Source organism: Vibrio sp. NFR (genome assembly GCF_027587095.1).
GTDB classification, from domain to species: Bacteria; Pseudomonadota; Gammaproteobacteria; order Enterobacterales; family Vibrionaceae; genus Vibrio; species Vibrio harveyi.
On record NZ_JAPPTN010000007.1, the window covers coordinates 211,132 to 228,814 of the forward strand.

The following is a 17,683-nucleotide window of genomic DNA, read 5'->3' on the forward strand; positions in this document are numbered from 1 at the left end:
TTTTTGACTGATGTTGGTGGAAATATAGTCAGTTTTCATAAAGATATGGGATGAATGTGCAAATTCTCTTCATTTAACCCATAACCAAGCTCACAACCTGATAAAACGAGTGGGAAAGTGATGCCCCGTTGATGAATTGTGTGTTATATTTTTGCACCTTACACGTATCGTAATTACGATCAGATAATAGAGGGATAATGGCTCTATGAGCGATTTAGCTAAAGAGATCACGCCCGTAAACATTGAAGATGAGCTTAGAGGTTCATATCTAGACTACGCGATGTCTGTCATCGTGGGTCGTGCTCTTCCAGATGTGCGTGATGGCCTAAAACCAGTACACCGCCGCGTTTTATTCGCGATGAACGTACTAGGCAACGATTGGAACAAACCATATAAAAAATCAGCCCGTGTTGTCGGCGACGTAATCGGTAAATATCACCCACACGGTGATAGTGCTGTGTACGACACAATCGTACGTATGGCTCAGCCGTTCTCACTTCGTTACATGCTGGTCGATGGTCAAGGTAACTTTGGCTCGATCGATGGCGACTCTGCTGCGGCAATGCGTTATACCGAAGTACGTATGGCGAAAATGGCCCACGAACTTCTGGCTGACCTAGACAAAGAAACTGTGGACTACGTACCTAACTACGATGGTACGGAGCAAATTCCTGCAGTTCTTCCTACTAAAATTCCTAACCTACTGGTAAACGGTTCTTCCGGTATCGCGGTAGGTATGGCAACCAACATCCCGCCACATAACCTTGGCGAAGTGATCGATGGCTGTCTTGCATACATCAATAATGAAGAAATCACTATTGATGAGCTAATGGATTACATTCCTGGTCCTGATTTCCCAACTGCGGCGCTTATCAGCGGTCGTAAAGGTATTGTAGACGCGTACAAAACAGGTCGCGGCAAAATCTACATGCGTTCAAAAGCGGAAATCGAAGTGGAGAAGAATGGTAAAGAAACCATCATCGTCACTGAAATCCCTTACCAGGTGAACAAAGCTCGTTTGATCGAGAAGATCGCTGAGCTAGTAAAAGATAAGAAAGTAGAAGGCATTAGTGCGCTACGTGACGAGTCTGATAAAGATGGTATGCGTATCGTAATTGAATGTAAGCGCGATGCAGTGGGTGAAGTTGTTCTAAACAACCTTTACGCACAAACTCAGCTTCAAACCACTTTCGGTATCAACATGGTTGCGCTAAACAACGGCCAACCTCAGCTATTCAACCTAAAAGACATGTTGAAGTGCTTCGTTGATCACCGTCGTGAAGTTGTGACTCGTCGTACTATTTTCGAATTGCGTAAAGCGCGTGAACGTGCGCATATCCTTGAAGCACTTTCTCTTGCTCTTGCGAACATTGACGAAGTTATCGAACTCATCAAAAACGCACCAACTCCAGCTGAAGCAAAAGTTGGCTTGGTATCGCGTGGTTGGGATCTTGGTAACGTAGCATCAATGCTAGAGCGTGCTGGTACTGACGCTGCACGTCCTGAATGGCTAGAAGATCAATACGGTATCCGTGATGGTCTGTACTACCTAACAGAAACTCAAGCTCAAGCGATTCTAGAACTTCGCCTACACCGTCTAACTGGTCTAGAGCATGAGAAGATTCTTGATGAATACAAAGCGCTATTGGACGAAATTGCAGAGCTAATGCACATCCTTGCAAGCACTGAGCGTTTGATGGAAGTGATCCGTGAAGAACTTGAAGCGGTTCGCGATGGTTACGGCGATGAGCGTCGTACAGAAATTACAGCAGCTAGCCATGACATTGACATGGAAGAGCTGATCGCTCGTGAAGACGTAGTAGTAACTCTGTCTCACGAAGGTTATGTTAAGTACCAAATCCTAAGCGACTACGAAGCTCAGCGTCGTGGTGGTAAAGGTAAGAGTGCAACGAAGATGAAAGATGAAGACTTCATCGAGCGTCTACTTGTTGCAAATACTCACGATAACATTCTGTGTTTCTCAACTCGTGGTAAGACTTACCGTCTGAAAGTTTACCAATTACCTCATGCAACTCGTACTGCACGTGGTAAGCCAATCGTAAACATCCTTCCACTTGAGGAAGGTGAACGTATCACGGCAATCCTTCCGGTAGATGAGTTCTCTCCAGAGAAGTTTATCTTCATGGCTACGGGTGACGGTACGGTTAAGAAGACACCTCTGAACCAGTTTGCTAACGTACGTTCAAACGGTCTGATCGCAGTTAACCTACGTGATGATGACTCTTTGATCGGCGTTGATATCACTACAGGTTCAAGCGATATCATGCTGTTCTCTAAAGCAGGTAAAGTGGTTCGCTTTAGCGAAGACAAAGTACGTGCAATGGGTCGTACAGCGGCAGGTGTTCGCGGTATGAAGCTAGCAGATGATGATCAAGTGGTTTCTTTGATCGTTCCATCAAACGAAGGCGATATCCTAACGGTTACTCAAAACGGTTACGGTAAACGTACTGAACTAGCGGAATACCCAACGAAAGGTCGTGCAACTCAGGGCGTTGTGTCTATCAAGGTTTCTGAGCGTAACGGTCCAGTAGTTGGCGCGGTACAAGTAGAAGAAGGCGACGAGATGATGATGATCACCGACGCTGGTACTCTAGTTCGTACACGTGTTGCGGAAGTTAGCCAAGTTGGTCGTAATACTCAAGGTGTAACACTTATCCGTACAGCTGAAGATGAGTCAGTGGTTGGTTTGCAGCGTATTGATGAAGTTGAAGAAGTAGAACTGCCAGAAGGCGAAGAAGCGGAAGCAACAGAAGCAAATGCAGAAGGTCAAACGCCTGAAGCACCAGCAGCGGATGATGCAGCAGAAGGCTCTGAAGAAGAGTAATCTTTTCCTTTACATCTAAGTTTGAAAGCCGAGCATTACGCTCGGCTTTTTTGTATCTGTATCAACGCAATATTGAGAGGAAGTCAGTAAACTAAACCAATATTTGCTTGTGGGGGACATTATGTCTGCTTGGTTCTTCGTTGCCATCACTCTGATGGGATTATTCGTCGTGGTGTTATCGCTCAGCGCTTCAAAGGTCAAACCGGCTCAATGGTTTGGGCTTTGTACTTTAGTTTTGGTTGTTACTAGTGCAAGCTTTTTACTCTTGCGACAAACGCCACCGCCAACAATGCAAGCCGAGATGTCACGTATGACCAATGCACGGGATATCATGCAAGAGATCCAAGACCAGTTGCGCGAAGACCCAAATAATGCAGCATTGTGGTTTCAATTAGGGCAGGGCTATCTTGTTGAAGGGGAGCTTGATGGAGCATTGATTTGTTTTGATTATGCTATTCAGCTTAGTGACGTTGTTAGTGCCACCCAACTTGCCGCGAAAGCCACCACACTATATTACCTCCACCAACAATCCATGACGGAAGAAGTCACTCTGCTACTTGAGCAAGCCTTACAGCTCGAGCCGCACAATGAAGCCGCTTTGTCTTTGATTGCAAATGACCACTTTTTGTCATTTCGTTTTCAAGAAGCCATTGATACCTGGGTACTATTATTAGATTCCAATGATCCTAATTTGGATCGTGTACAAATCATAAACTCAATCAACAAAGCGAAAGAGTTGTTGTAAGCATATAATTAGGGGGCTGTTGACCCTTCGTGCTGATTTCTGCAGCGAATTGTTGGGCCTTTACACAAAGCAGAGGTTTTGATGTGCAGTTCGTCTTTATGAGAAGCCAAAAACGCAGTAGATGTGACCAATAAACGCTACCCCAAAGGGGCGTCTAAAATTAACCGCGAAAGATAAACAGCCTCTGGAGCAGTAAAAGGAAAGTGGGTGATGAATGAACAATAAAGCGTTAGGGATATTGGTGGTGCTATGCGGTTCCGTGTTGGCGGGTTGTACCTCTTCCGATCATTCCGGTTCCTCATCTTCGGCTTATTACGCTTCTGGTTACTACGACCCATGGTGGTACGATCATGATGATTATTGGATTTACTACTACCCAGGTTGTTGTGATAACGATGACGAGTATAAAGAGAAGTTGGAAGCGTGGTGGAACGGTTTGGATGAAGAACAACAACAATCCATCAAAGACAAAGTTGAAGATTGGAAAGACGATGATATGTCCGCCAACATCGACACCATGAAACGTCAGCTTGACGATCACTGGCAATCGCTACCAGAAGAACAAAAGCAGGAGATTCAAACTAAATGGGAGAATCGTCCGGAACGCATCGAACCAGCGTTGATGCAAGACAAAGCATTGAAAGAAAAAGTGCAACAAAGAGAAACGCGACCAGAGACAAAAGTTCAACGCCCGGTAGCAAAACCTAGCATTCAAATGCCTAAAACACGTCCAAATATACAGCCCAGACCGAGACTTCCTCGCCGTTAATTATAAGGCGAGCTGGGTTTAGTTCGTCTTTTCCTACGATCAAACAAAAAGGGCGCATTGTGCGCCCTGTACTTTGCATGGTGTTATCTTAGTTGATTAGTACGTTGCTTCGCGCTCCGCTGCTGCTTTATCCCAATCTGGAACCACGGTCTCTAAGAAGTGTTTCTTGTCCGCGTTCATTTTTTCCATATCCATCCCAAGAGCTTGTTGTGCTTTGGCCTTAGTTGAAATATCAGGGATCTGTACTGGGTCAGTAATGCCTTTCGTCGCTAGTAAACGAACCAGCTTAGTACGGGCGTCTGCTGCGCGGTCGACTGCAGTACCCAGTACTTCAAGTGCCACTTCAGGCGCGTGCATATGAACGCCATGAGAGGCAATTGCGTAATCCCAACGCCATTGTGCATGGCGGATATCTTGAAGGATAGGTTGCATCTCTTCTTCTGTTGCCCCGGCTTTCCATGCAGCTCCTGCCTCAAAGTGCGCTGCCACGATTTGCTTCTCGGCAGTGAGCTTCATGTTCAGTACTTGCGCTTTGCGAGTCGAAACGATGCCTTGCAGCTGTTCTTTGGTTTGGGTATGACATTGCGCACACGTGTCTTCGAAACGATCAAATGGGTTACCCACTTTGTGATCGGTGTAAACTGTGCCGTCTTCTTTGGTTACTTTAGGCATGTGACAGTCCACGCAGACCACTTTGTTTTTGCCATGGATACCATCACGCCACGTTTCGTAACCCGGGTGCTGTGCTTTCAACATTGGTGCCTTGGAGACTGCATGCGTCCAATCTTTGAAATTTAGCGCGTCGTAGTATTTCTCCATGTCATTAACGGTAGTGCCCATGTCCCATGGGAATTTGACGGCTTTCGTCGGACCCGTAAAGTAGTACTCTACGTGACATTGCGCACATACTGATGCTTGTTTATCTAGGCGAGATTGCTGATCAAAGTTTTTGCCTATTGTATCGAATGCACGTTCTACGTATGGACGGGTCAATGCTAAAGCAGGCTCACCTTTCTTAAACTCTTCAGAGCGTGTGTCATGACAGTCAGAACAACCGATCGGGTTGACGATTTCTGAGCCTAAACGTGCCCATTTCCCTTCGAAATAACCGTCTTCACCTCGCTCTTCAATCACACGTGCCACATCTGGGCTTTTACAGCTCCAACACGCCATTGGCATGGGACCGGACTTCTCATCGCTAGGTGCACCAGTACGTAGAGTTTGGCGAACATCATCGAGTGCGTAAAAGTGACCGCGTGCCTTGTTGTAGTCTTTCGCGAATCCATAGCCTGCCCATAAGATTACCATGTTCGGATCTTCGCCTAGGGCATCTTCAATATGTTCGCTCTCAGAGGTGGCTTTCCATGAGTGGTATTGGTCAGGGTGTTGTTGCTCAAAGGCATCATTGCGAGGGTCCATGAGACCTTTCTCTTCTGCTGCCAACGGAGCGCCGGCCAAAAATAATTGGCTGGCGAATAAGGTCGCAACCGCGATTGGTGCGCTCATCCAGTGTTTTATGCTCACGGTGTTATCTCCATATTCGTTTTTATTAGCAGCGTTGTGAGGAGCTATTCCAAATAAGAATCGGAGATCTAAAGTTAATATTATTAGTTAATTAAGGAGATGAAATAGTGAGCGAAACTTGTCTTGTTTTAGATCAATTTACACCAGTGATCTCAATCATATTTAGATTTATATACCCCTAAAGGGGTAGTGGTTAATGTCTTGTTTGATAAGGGGTTGGCTTTTTAACCATTTTAAAAATAGGGTGATTTAGTTCGCTTTTTGAACAGGTGTTTCTACCCCTTATGAATAATAGAGGTATTATAAATATAGGTTTAGCGTTGTGGCTTTCCGAAATAAGAATTGATGTCATTTGAAGATTTGGAAAATATCTTCAGAGGAAATTAATTGTCGCTCAAATAAATAGTTGAGAATAGTTATCAATTATTATCGAGCTAAGGAAAGAAAAATATGGGCAATATAAAATTGACCATAGAGACAATGCTGAAATTTCTCTTCATCCTTGCCATCTATGGTTTTACCATCGCCGCCCATGCGACTTCTTCAGAGCCAATTGATGGAGCTCAATCTGAGCGTCATCAAGTCGAGTTAATCCGTGACAGAGACTATAAATGTCTGCAATGTCACAAGGATGCCAAAGAGACTCTGAACCTTTCGCATGATCCTCAAGCGTTACTCAGTCAGGGTAAACAGCTTAATTGCACCAACTGCCATAGTAATATCGGTCCTGACCATCGAGAAGGCGCGCCTGATGTAATCAAGTTTTCAGCGGCTCAATCGAAAGCGGTGCACGACAAAGTGTTCTTAGACCCAAGCTTGATCCTCAAAGCGAACAGCCAGTGTGTGGATTGTCATACACCAACAAAGCTAAGAGAAAGTCACTGGACACATGATGTGCATGCTAAAAATCTCACTTGTTCAAATTGTCATGATGTACACGCCGCCAAAACTAAAGCGCTGTCGTACGACAGAAAGCAACTGATCAAACAGTGTGTGGATTGTCACTCTGAATTTGCCGTCAAACCTGAGCTCGCAAAAGAAGAGGAGAGATAGCATGAAATGTTCGAGAAGAAACTTTTTAGCCGGCAGCGGCGCATTGATATTGACCACGGGCGTTGCAGGCACCTCTGTTGTGAGCTCCTCTCTTTATGCCAGCGACAGTGAACAAGGTAAACGTTTAGGTATGGTGCATGATGAGAACGCTTGTATTGGGTGTACCGCCTGTACTGATGCCTGTAGAGAAGTAAATAAGGTGCCTGACGGCGTGACACGCCTTAAAATTCACCGTGGTGAACCGATTGGTGAATTTCCTGACGTGGAGTATCAGTTCACTCGAGAGTCCTGCCAGCATTGTGATAACCCTCCTTGTGTATATGTATGCCCAACAGGGGCTGCCTATAAAGATGAAGCGACTGGTATTGTCGATGTACACAAGGAAAAGTGTGTCGGTTGTGGTTACTGTCTTGCTGCTTGTCCTTATCAAGTGCGTTTCTTTAATCCCGTCGACCATTCTGCGGACAAATGTAACTTCTGTAGAGATACCAATTTAGCGCAAGGTAAACAACCGGCTTGTGTTGAATCTTGCCCAACTAAGGCGCTGATATTTGGCGATCTGAACGATCCAACGAGTGACGTGAGTAAAGCGATAGAAAGCCATGTGGTGTACCGCGATAAATCACATTTGGGTACGCAACCTAAGCTGTACAAAATTCCGCATAGTAAAGGGGAGGTGTCATCATGAACGGCTTTGAAAGTGCTTTCCATTTTGACTCGTTAGTCTGGGATTGGATCATCGCGATTTACTTATTCTTAGCGGGCATGTCGGCAGGAGCTGTGATGATCGCGCTCTATCTTAAGCGCAAAGTCATTGAAGGTGATCCGGCGAATAATGGCATCATGAAAGCAATGGCTTGGCTAGCACCATTTGGCATTATCTCGGGATTAGTGATTTTGATTTTCCACTTAACCAAACCTCTCGAGTTTTGGAAGATCATGATTTACTACAACCCGACGTCAGTTATGTCGATGGGCGTCATCCTGTTCCAAGTCTATATGATTGTTTTGTTCGTGTGGATTGGCACTATTTTCCGTCATCAAATCATCCGTTTTTGTGAAGGAAAATTGCCGAGCAAATTGCTCGATTTGGCGGATACTGTCTTGATCAAAGCAGGTAAAGCGAATAATGCCGTAGAATTGTTATTAGGTTTCTTGGCGATTGTACTCGCGGCATACACTGGCTTCTTATTGTCTGCACTCAAGACTTACCCAATGCTCAACAATCCAGTGCTACCAATCTTGTTCCTATTTTCAAGTTTGTCTTCCGGTGCTGCGGCCAGTTTGATGTTTGGTATCTTGGTATTTAAAGAACCAACCAGCAGTCCTAGTGTGTCATGGGTACACGGATTTGAACGCCCAGTCGTATTGTTTGAGTTGTTTGTCCTAGTTACCTTCTTTACCGGACTGATCTTCAGCGGTGGTCAGAACGAAGTCGCGGCTTGGAATGCGATATCGACGGGTTTTTGGGCACAATGGTTCTGGGGAGGCGTGATCCTCATCGGCATGTTAATGCCTTTGACGCTCAATTGGTTGACGCCTGCCGAAGTTCGTCACAAAGGTGGCTATGTGTTCGTGGTGACTTCTTTGAGTTTGGTTGGGGTTTTGATGCTTCGTACCTTCATTCTCTATGCCGGTCAAATGACCATCGTATAAAGGAGGAAAAATGGAGGCTGAGCTGGGATTTTTCTTATTGATACTGGTCGGTGTCGCATCGACTTGTACGGCATTATTGCATTGGATGAGGCGCGCCATGAATAAGAAGGTGGTATTGCCCCATCAAATAGCGATGTCACACATCATCAGCTTAGCCTCTTTAGTTTGTTTAACCCTATTGATCATCAGTTTTATTCAGGACAACTTCGCCTTAGAGTACGTGGTCACTCATTCTAATAGCCAATTGCCCATGGCGTTTAAAATAGCTGCCGCATGGGGAGGACACCAAGGCTCGATGTTGTTTTGGGTGGTCACGTTAAGTCTTTGGGCTTCCTACATAGCACGCAAGTTACCTATTAGTGGGCAATACACCGCTGATTGTTTAGGTATTATGAATATTCTGATTGCGGTGTTTGCGTGGTTTACACTCCTTACTTCTAATCCATTTGAATACGCGCAAGAGTTGGCTACACAAGGGCGGGATTTGAATCCGATGTTGCAAGACGTAGGGCTGATTATTCATCCACCTTTGCTGTATTTGGGCTACGTTGGTTATGCGGCAATTTTGGCATTTGCTCTAGCGGCGCTGTTAGGTCCGCGACCAATTCATGAATGGTATAACGCAGCACGTGGTCCAGTACTTTTTGCTTGGGGCACTCTCACGTTGGGTATCATCGTTGGGTCTTGGTGGGCTTATAACGAACTTGGATGGGGTGGCTGGTGGTTCTGGGACCCAGTAGAAAATGCGTCGTTGCTTCCTTGGCTAACTGGTAGTGCGTTACTTCATAGTGGGGTCATTGCGACGAGAAACAAGGGGGCAATTTGGAGCACTTATGCGTTAGCTTTTGCAACATTCAGCTTGAGTATTCTCGGCACATTTGTGGTGCGTTCTGGTGTGCTCACTTCGGTGCATGCATTTGCTGTAGATCCAACCAAAGGTCTTGTACTGCTTAGCGTGCTGTGTCTGCTAGTGATTGTGACTTTTGCCTTGCTTATCACCAAAGGCGAACATATCGCCCGTTTTCAACTTCACACATTAACCAGCCGAGCCTACACCGTTTATTTTGCAGTTGGATTGCTCGTTATGACGACAGCAATCGTCTTTCTCGGCACCTTTTACCCTATGCTTTATCAACTCTTGGGGTTGGGGAATATTTCAGTAGGAGCACCGTATTTTAACAGCCTTATCTTCCCTTTAAGCCTGCTAGCGCTCGTTGCTCTTGCGCTAATGCCCATACTGAAATGGAGTAAAGGCATCAATCAGACGATGGCTTCCCAAACCGGAACTGCAGGCGCGATCTCGTTTGTTGTCGGGTGTGCTTTTATCTTTACTGTCGACGTTATTCATCTGACAAGCCTTATCACGCTAGTATTGTCAACGTGGGTCGGAGTGTCACATGCCTTAATGCTATTTAAAACAGAAAATAGACGTTTGCGGTTACCAATGGTGTTTGCGCATATTGGCTTTGCGGTAGCATGTTGCGGAGCTGTGTTTAATAGTGACTATTCATATGAATATAATCTGCGTGTAGAACCGGGTACTACGTCTCAAAGAGCTGATATTAGCATCGACTATCATGGGATAGAGTGGCGAGTAGGTCCAAACTACACCGCCGAGCAAGGAATGATCGATCTGCGCCTTGAGGACGGTAGCCGTCTCAACTTTACGCCAGAGAAACGCCATTACCCTGTGCGAGTGATGAATATGACCGAACCAGCGATTCGCTCGCGGTGGTATGGGGATTACTATGTGACGTTAGGTGATAAAGTCGATATTCATGCTTATGCGATTAAAGTGCAGTATCGGGCTGGGATCTGGTGGATCTGGATCGGCGGCATTCTAGCGGTGCTAGGTATGTGCACGACATTAATGACGAAAAGAAAAGAGGCATTCAATGCGACCGAGAAATACGCTTAAACTAGCAGGGTTAGTCGCGAGTGTGATTGCATTTGCTGTTGTAGCGACTATCGCGTTATCAGATAGACCGAATGTCGAATTGTCTCAGCAGCGCAATTTATCCATCCCTGAATTTACCGCCACGTCTTTACTTTCGGGTAATGACGTCACTCAGCAAGTTTTTAAAAAGGAACAGTATAAATTACTGAATGTTTGGGCATCTTGGTGCGGCATATGCAAGCGTGAACATGAAGAATTATTGCAACTTGCTGAGCTTGGTGTCGTTATTATTGGACTGAATTATCGAGACAACGATCAAGCCGCTCGTGAATATTTGAGCTCTAAACGAAATCCATACACAGAGGTGATCAGTGATCCAAATGGTAGGCTTGCAGTTGAGCTAGGGGTTATTGGAACACCAGAAACGTATTTGATTGATCAAAATGGCAGGGTGTTGATCAAATATCGAGGTGAGTTAACTTCGGATAAATGGAACGATATATTTTCAGGTTATTTGAATGTTTCGATTTAATTATCTATTTCTCATGCTAGTCACGTTTGCGTTATTTTCTTCTTCGCTAAAGAGTGAAGAAATTGTGCAGAATGTTGATCTGTTTGAGTTTCATTCTATTGAACTGCAACAACGTGCAACGAGATTAGCCAAGACATTACGCTGTCCGCAGTGTCAGAACCAAAACTTAGTTGAGTCAAACGCGCAGGCTGCAAAAGACCTGCGTTTGAAAGTGTATACCATGGTGAATGAAGGACATTCAGATCAAGAAGTGAAAGATTATTTGGTGACTCGTTATGGGAATATTGTTCTATATAAACCACCATTTAATTATTCTACTGCCATGCTGTGGATCCTTCCGGCGTTATTTTTGATCTTTTTTGTCCTATATTCGATCCGAATGATAAGGCGTGATTAATGTGACCGTTATTCCACTATTAAAAATAAATTGTGCACATAACAAACAGAATGTTATCATTTTCTCGAATTTATGAATGCTCCAGCGAATAGCAAACGATATAAATTGAGCTGGAGGAGTAATAAAGAATGAATAGGTGTACGCAGTGGATTCAGTTATAACGCAATTAAAAAAGGACTTTTATTCGCAGATTCGTGCATTGCAGTCACCGAAACTGCCTCAAGTCACTTCATCTCTCGCGGTGTTGACCGACGAGGAAATTCAAGAACTCGAAGCGGTCTGGATTGAGCTCGCCGTATGGAAGCGAAGCCAAACGCATTGAATGCCAGATTTTAATAACTCTTTCTAAACCCCAGGCAAATATGTCTGGGGTTTTTTTATTGTAGTTCGTCATAAATGTTATATTATAACAATTGTAAAGTCGGCTAGCGGGTGTTATTCCGATAGGATTTCCAAGCTTGTCACACATAAGAATAGGGCTCGTTGTGATCTCAACATTGAAAAATGCGGTATCAATCCCCATAGTTGAAGAGCAAATGAGAACAATCCCATGAATGCAATAACGAACATGCATCAAGCAATAAATCGAGTGAGTGTAGATATGGCGGAAGTACGTGCCAGAGTAGATTTTAAAGTCGGGGCTAACAGTAACATTGATGCCGAAATCCTGTCTTTTCGCGGTCTGAAGACGGATAAAGAGCATGTAGCAATTATCTTTAAGCAAGCAGACCAAACACAAGACATGCCTTTAGTGCGCATGCACTCTGAGTGTCTGACTGGTGATGTGTTCCACTCTTCACGCTGTGACTGTGGCGAGCAATTGGAAGAAACCATCAACCGAATGGGTGAGTCAGGTGGCATTATCTTATATCTTCGCCAAGAAGGTCGCGGGATCGGTTTGTACAACAAAATTGATGCGTACCGTTTACAAAGCCAGGGTATGAACACATATGAAGCAAACAACCACCTAGGCTTTGATGATGACTTGCGCGATTTCACCGAGGCGGCACAAATGCTTGAGGCGTTAGGGGTTGGAAAAATCCGTCTCGTAACTAATAACCCTAAAAAAATCCGTGAGTTATCGGAATACGGAATTGAAATTACAGAGGTTGTCAACACTTCAGCGCACATTAAAGATGGCAATGAAAATTATCTTAAAGCAAAGGTTTCACACGGGAAACACCACCTAAAGGTTTAATCTTAAAGATAAATTTGACAATAATGACTGTTAAAGGCCTCATTTTTATGAGGCTTTTTTTGTATCTGGAGTTGCAAATAAATTGTAAATTTGTATTATCTCGGGACAAAAGTGCAAATAAGAATAATTAGCACTACCAATACGATAATTAAAATGCTCAACAAGGATGCTTCAGATGAATGCAAAAACAGTATTAGTCCAATCTATTGCTGCATCACTCCTCATTGCCAGTGGTTCTACGGTTGCTGCGACAGTAACTAAACAACAAGTGGTCGAACATTATGCTGACGTGGCACACGCCGTGTTCGCTGATTCTGTGACTACAGCGAAAACACTCGACGTAAAAATCGATGAGTTTCTTGAATCCCCATCAGCGAAAAAGCTTGAAGAAGTTAAACAAGCTTGGCTTGACGCTCGCGTACCATACCAACAGTCTGAAGTTTTCCGTTTTGGTAACGCAATCGTCGATGATTGGGAAGGTCAGCTTAACGCATGGCCGCTCGATGAAGGTCTGATTGACTATGTCGCTTCTGATTACCAATATGAGCTTGGTAACGAAGGTGCTGCAGCAAATATCATCGCAAACACAAGCCTACAAATTGGTGCGTCTAAGCTAGACGTTTCAAAAATTACACCAGAGTTGCTAGCGGATCTAAACGAAGTGGGTGGCTCTGAAGCAAACGTTGCTTCTGGTTACCACGCGATTGAATTCCTACTTTGGGGCCAAGATCTAAATGGCACAAATGCGGGTGCGGGTCAGCGTGCTTATACTGACTTTGTGGTTGGTTCTGAATGTACGAATGATCATTGTGACCGTCGTGGTGAGTACCTAAAAGCGGCTGCAGATCTGTTGGTTCAGGATCTTGAGTGGATGGAGAAGCAGTGGTCTTCGGAAGTAAAAGGTAATTACCGTGAAGAGCTTCTAAGCGAATCTGCGGATAATGGTCTTCGTAAGATGTTGTTCGGCATGGGCTCTCTGTCTCTAGGTGAACTAGCGGGCGAACGTATGAAAGTAGCGCTAGAGGCAAACTCTACTGAAGATGAGCACGATTGTTTCTCAGACAACACGCATAACTCTCATTACTACAATGAGCAAGGCATCTACAACGTTTACACAGGTACGTACAAAGGTGTTGACGGAAAAGAACTGTCTGGTCCAAGTATTGCGGATTTAGTCGCTCAAAAAGACAAACAAGCGGCAAAAGAGATCCAAAAGCAGTTTGATACAACACGTAGCCAAGTGGGCGAGCTGGTTACTTCTGCAGAGAAGAATAACCAACACTTTGACCAGTTGATCGCAGCTGGTAATACGCAAGGCAATGCGTTAGTCAATGACACGATTATGTCATTGGTAGCTCAAACAGGTGCGATTGAGCGAGCGGCGAACATCGTCGGTATCGACAGCTTAAGCCCTGATACTGCTGATCACGAGTTTTAATAAGAAAACCATAATAAATAAGGGCTCTTTGTGAGCCCTTTTGCCGTTTGAGCTCGTTGTTATCACACCTGTCGTATTAGTAGAGCAATGATATGAAGCCATACCTATATTCTGCGCTAGTCGCGCTCCTTTCTTCTTCTGCCATGGCTTATGATGTTAAGTCTGGTGGCAAAGCCAGCGTCAAAAAAGACGGCGCTAACGCGTATTCTCTTCCTGCTGCCAACCTGCCGATGAGCAAACGGCTGGACTTTAGTGTCGGCAACAGTTTCTTCCGTAACCCTTGGGTACAAGCGCCTGCATCAACAGACGCTCGCGATGGACTGGGACCTTTGTTTAACACGAATGGTTGCCAAAACTGCCATATCAAAGATGGGCGTGGTCATCCGCCGGAAAAAGACGATTTGCATGCGGTCTCTATGCTAGTGCGCCTCAGTATTCCAGCAATGACTCCGGAGCAGAAAAAAGCGTACATCAAAGATGGCGGTATCCCTGAGCCAACTTACGGTGGGCAGCTACAAGATTTTGCACTGCAAGATCAAACGCCGGAAGGCAAGATCAATATCAGTTACACCGACGTGCCAGTTACTTTTAAAGATGGCACCAAGGTCGTACTCAGAAAGCCAGTGCTGCAAATTACGGATTTAGGTTATGGGGCGATGCACCCTGATACAGAGTTCTCTGCGCGTGTTGCTCCGCCAATGATCGGTCTTGGTTTGCTGGAGAGCATTCCTGATAAAACGTTGCTGGCTTGGGCTGACGAGCAAGATACAAACAAAGATGGTATTTCTGGCAAAGTGAATAAAGTGTGGGACATCGAAAAAGACGATTTCTCAATTGGTCGATTTGGCTGGAAAGCAGGGCAACCGACGCTCATGCAACAAAACGCCGCTGCATTTAACGGCGATGTGGGTCTAACTAGTCATTTGTTCCCGAACGAAAACTGCACTTCTAAGCAGACGATTTGTGATGACATGCCTAATGGCGGCAAACCAGAGGTGAGTAAAAATATCCTCGATTTTGTTGAGTTCTACAGTCAACACCTCGCAGTACCGGCACGTCGAAATATCAATGATCCCGAGGTTCAGCTTGGTCAGCAGATTTTTGCGTCTTCTGGCTGCGAAAGTTGCCACAAGACGAGCGTAAAAACCGCTAAGCGACCGGAATTACCGGCTCTTTCTGAGCAACTTATTCACCCTTATACCGATATGCTTCTGCATGACATGGGTGATGGCTTGGCAGATAACCGTCCTGAGTACCTAGCGAATGGCCGTGAATGGCGAACCGCGCCGTTATGGGGGATTGGTTATACCGAAGAGGTAAATGGTCATACTTACTTCTTACATGATGGTCGTGCACGTAACTTAATGGAAGCCGTATTGTGGCACGGCGGCGAGGCAGAAACGGCTAAGCAAAACGTTTTAGCGCTCAACAAGAAAGAACGCGACGCATTGATCGCATTCCTGAATTCTCTATAAGGAGCCAACCATGAAAAAAACTTTGTTAGTGAGTGCGATTGCCGCAACGTTAAGTTTGGCTGGCTGCCAATCGACAAACGGGTCAAGCTCTGTTGAGCCCGAGAGTACAAGCCATATTTCACAAAACGTATACGAGGTGGAGTTTAACGCGGCACAGGCGTTTGTAACTCAGACAACCAAGTTAGAGCAGAGCCTCACAGAATACTGTGCTTCACAAATGAAAGGTGACGCACAAATTAAGCAACAATGGCATCAAACCATGTTGGTGTGGATGGCATTACAAGGGCAAGAGCGTGGACCTGCGACTGCATTAGAGCAGAGCTGGAATGTGCAATTTTGGCCAGATAAGAAGAACACGACTGGACGAAAAATGTCGGTCTTAACGAAGTCTGACCAAATTTGGAGCGCAGAGGATATTTCGACTCAAAGCGTAACAGTACAAGGGTTGGGTGCGCTGGAATGGTTGCTTTACGACAAGGCGTCGAGTTTATCTACTAATAGCAATACGTGTGCTACCAGTATTGCGATTGCAGAAAACCTTAATAACAAAGCAAACATCATTGCAGATTCATGGGCACAAAACCCATGGAAGTCATTAGACATGACAGAGTGGGAGTCTGAGTACATTTCGTTGCTGTCTAATCAATTAGAATACAGCATGAAGAAGCTGAGCCGTCCATTGGCCAAAATAGGCAAACCGCGTCCTTATTTCTCAGAATCATGGCGTTCACAAACTTCATTGTCTAACTTGAAGGCTAACCTTGAAGCGTTACAGGCTCTCTATCTTGCTAACGGCTCTGGTTTAGATGCATTGCTTCGTGAGCAGGGGCATAGTGAATTAGCTGATCGTGTTGTTCATCAATTTGATATGGCGTTGGATACGTGGCCTGAAGATAAAAGTTTGTTTGCCGCGCTGCAAACCAAAGACGGTTATCGAATGGTTCTCGCACAATACAACAAGCTTGAGCAACTGAAGTATCTGATCCACGAAGAGGTGGCTATCGAACTTGGTGTCGTTATAGGATTCAATGCAACCGATGGTGACTGATCAAACTCGCCGAACCTTACTGAAAGCCGCTTTGTTTGGAGCGGCTGCCCCTGTTATGCCGTTCGGTTGCACTTCAACAAACACACGCGAGCCTGCTTTGATTGGCTGCTCTATCATTGGACGCGACAAATACGCTGCCGTAGTTGCCGATGAACATGGCATGCCGCTGTCTTCGCTGCCAATCCCTGAACGGGGTCATGGCGTGGCGACCAACCCGCAAGGTCATGCGGTTGTCTTTGGTCGTCGTCCCGGCACCTTTTTTATGGTGTTTGACTATCGTTCGGAGCAAATGGTCAAACTGGAGTTAGCAAAAGCGGACCGCCATTTCTATGGGCATGGTGTTTACTCCCATGATGGTCATTACTTATTTGCCACTGAGGGGGAAAGGGGAACAAGCCGAGGGATCATCGGAGTTTATGATGCGCAAAGGCAGTATCAAAAAATTGATGAATTGAGCGGATTTGGTCTCGGACCTCATGAAGTCATCATGATGCCTGACGGTGCTTTAGCCATTGGTGTTGGTGGCGTCCACACGAATGGACGTGAGCCGCTTAATCTAAATACCATGACGCCAAGTCTGAGCTATCTTTCGCAAGAAGGAGAATTATTAGACCAAGTGTTTTTACCCGATCATAAGCTGAGTATTCGTCACCTTGCACATGATGGTGTTGAGACAGTGCTTTGCGGTCAGCAATATCGTGGTGAGCCGGATGAATACCCAGCTTTGATCGCCATGCATACGCGTGGTGGTGAAATGCAAGATTTGCAAGCTGAACCGGAGCAGTGGGCGCGTTTTAATCATTATGTGGCAAGCATTGCTGCGACAGAAGATTGGATATTAGCAACATCACCTCCGGGAAGTTGTTACGGTATTTGGTCGAAATCCACCGGGCAGTTGGTTGAATTGAATGCACTACCAGATGCTTCTGGTGTCGTCACTTACGGTGATGAGTTTCGCGTCAGCTCTGGCGCAGGGAGAGTGGTCGAACAAAGACCTACAGAGTCAAAGAATACTTTTGCTAGCGGCGTTCAATGGGATAACCATTGGGCGAGAATTGTCTAGAAAGATCATTAAGTAACATCTTATTGAGAATCTTGTTGGCATT

General features: G+C 45.2%; 16 protein-coding genes. 15 read left to right on the forward strand and 1 reads right to left on the reverse strand.

Translation table 11 applies throughout. The features are described from left to right. Window positions 1-205 precede the first annotated feature (205 nt). From gyrA to OH463_RS15400, 3 genes are all read left to right on the forward strand, one after another. A complete protein-coding gene (gene gyrA, locus OH463_RS15390) occupies window positions 206-2,845 on the forward strand; it encodes a DNA gyrase subunit A (RefSeq protein WP_005445103.1) in 2,640 nt (879 codons plus the stop codon). 121 nt (window positions 2,846-2,966) lie between these two features. Continuing rightward, window positions 2,967-3,590 carry a TPR domain-containing protein gene (locus OH463_RS15395; RefSeq protein ID WP_005445105.1) on the forward strand — a complete coding sequence of 208 codons (624 nt, stop codon included), beginning with the start codon at window positions 2,967-2,969 and terminating at the stop codon, window positions 3,588-3,590. Window positions 3,591-3,804: 214 nt separating this feature from the next. Continuing rightward, a complete protein-coding gene (locus OH463_RS15400; RefSeq protein ID WP_269991548.1) occupies window positions 3,805-4,359 on the forward strand; it encodes a hypothetical protein in 555 nt (184 codons plus the stop codon). Window positions 4,360-4,455: 96 nt separating this feature from the next. On the opposite strand, the gene nrfA is transcribed toward OH463_RS15400, so the two are convergent. Then, on the reverse strand, window positions 4,456-5,883 hold the full coding sequence (gene nrfA, locus OH463_RS15405; protein ID WP_005445107.1) for an ammonia-forming nitrite reductase cytochrome c552 subunit: 1,428 nt from the start codon (window positions 5,881-5,883) through the stop codon (window positions 4,456-4,458). Window positions 5,884-6,333: 450 nt separating this feature from the next. On the opposite strand from nrfA, the gene nrfB reads away from it, so the two are divergent. The 12 genes from nrfB (at window position 6,334) to OH463_RS15465 (ending at window position 17,640) form a co-directional block, all read left to right on the forward strand. Continuing rightward, window positions 6,334-6,936 carry a cytochrome c nitrite reductase pentaheme subunit gene (gene nrfB / locus OH463_RS15410; RefSeq protein WP_017817906.1) on the forward strand — a complete coding sequence of 201 codons (603 nt, stop codon included), beginning with the start codon at window positions 6,334-6,336 and terminating at the stop codon, window positions 6,934-6,936. Between the two features lies 1 nt (window position 6,937). Continuing rightward, a complete protein-coding gene (gene nrfC, locus OH463_RS15415; RefSeq protein ID WP_017189460.1) occupies window positions 6,938-7,624 on the forward strand; it encodes a cytochrome c nitrite reductase Fe-S protein in 687 nt (228 codons plus the stop codon). Then, window positions 7,621-8,592, forward strand: a complete 972-nt coding sequence (nrfD, locus tag OH463_RS15420) for a cytochrome c nitrite reductase subunit NrfD (RefSeq protein WP_053050226.1) — start codon at window positions 7,621-7,623, stop codon at window positions 8,590-8,592. Before nrfC ends, nrfD begins: the two co-directional genes overlap by 4 nt. A 10-nt stretch (window positions 8,593-8,602) precedes the next feature. Beyond that, entirely contained in the window at window positions 8,603-10,510 is a 1,908-nt protein-coding gene (locus tag OH463_RS15425) for a heme lyase CcmF/NrfE family subunit (RefSeq protein ID WP_050926422.1), read from the forward strand. Then, window positions 10,488-11,021, forward strand: a complete 534-nt coding sequence (locus OH463_RS15430; protein WP_005445115.1) for a DsbE family thiol:disulfide interchange protein — start codon at window positions 10,488-10,490, stop codon at window positions 11,019-11,021. Before OH463_RS15425 ends, OH463_RS15430 begins: the two co-directional genes overlap by 23 nt. Continuing rightward, window positions 11,008-11,418, forward strand: coding sequence for a heme lyase NrfEFG subunit NrfF (nrfF, locus tag OH463_RS15435; protein ID WP_005445117.1), 411 nt, complete (start codon window positions 11,008-11,010; stop codon window positions 11,416-11,418). Before OH463_RS15430 ends, nrfF begins: the two co-directional genes overlap by 14 nt. Window positions 11,419-11,563: 145 nt before the next feature. After that, window positions 11,564-11,740 (forward strand): hypothetical protein, encoded by a 177-nt coding sequence (locus OH463_RS15440; RefSeq protein WP_005445119.1) that lies wholly within the window; start codon window positions 11,564-11,566, stop codon window positions 11,738-11,740. A 279-nt stretch (window positions 11,741-12,019) separates the two neighbouring features. Next, on the forward strand, window positions 12,020-12,616 hold the full coding sequence (locus tag OH463_RS15445; RefSeq protein ID WP_005445121.1) for a GTP cyclohydrolase II: 597 nt from the start codon (window positions 12,020-12,022) through the stop codon (window positions 12,614-12,616). A gap of 175 nt (window positions 12,617-12,791) precedes the next feature. After that, window positions 12,792-14,054, forward strand: coding sequence for an imelysin family protein (locus OH463_RS15450; RefSeq protein WP_005445123.1), 1,263 nt, complete (start codon window positions 12,792-12,794; stop codon window positions 14,052-14,054). 92 nt (window positions 14,055-14,146) lie between these two features. Next, the gene (locus tag OH463_RS15455; protein WP_269991549.1) at window positions 14,147-15,529 is read left to right on the forward strand and encodes a di-heme oxidoreductase family protein; all 1,383 of its coding nucleotides are present in this window, start codon (window positions 14,147-14,149) and stop codon (window positions 15,527-15,529) included. Window positions 15,530-15,539: 10 nt separating this feature from the next. Next, complete coding sequence (locus OH463_RS15460; RefSeq protein ID WP_017189465.1) at window positions 15,540-16,577, forward strand: imelysin family protein; 1,038 nt, start codon at window positions 15,540-15,542, stop codon at window positions 16,575-16,577. Continuing rightward, a complete protein-coding gene (locus tag OH463_RS15465) occupies window positions 16,558-17,640 on the forward strand; it encodes a DUF1513 domain-containing protein (RefSeq protein ID WP_017189466.1) in 1,083 nt (360 codons plus the stop codon). Before OH463_RS15460 ends, OH463_RS15465 begins: the two co-directional genes overlap by 20 nt. The last annotated feature ends 43 nt before the right edge of the window (window positions 17,641-17,683 follow it).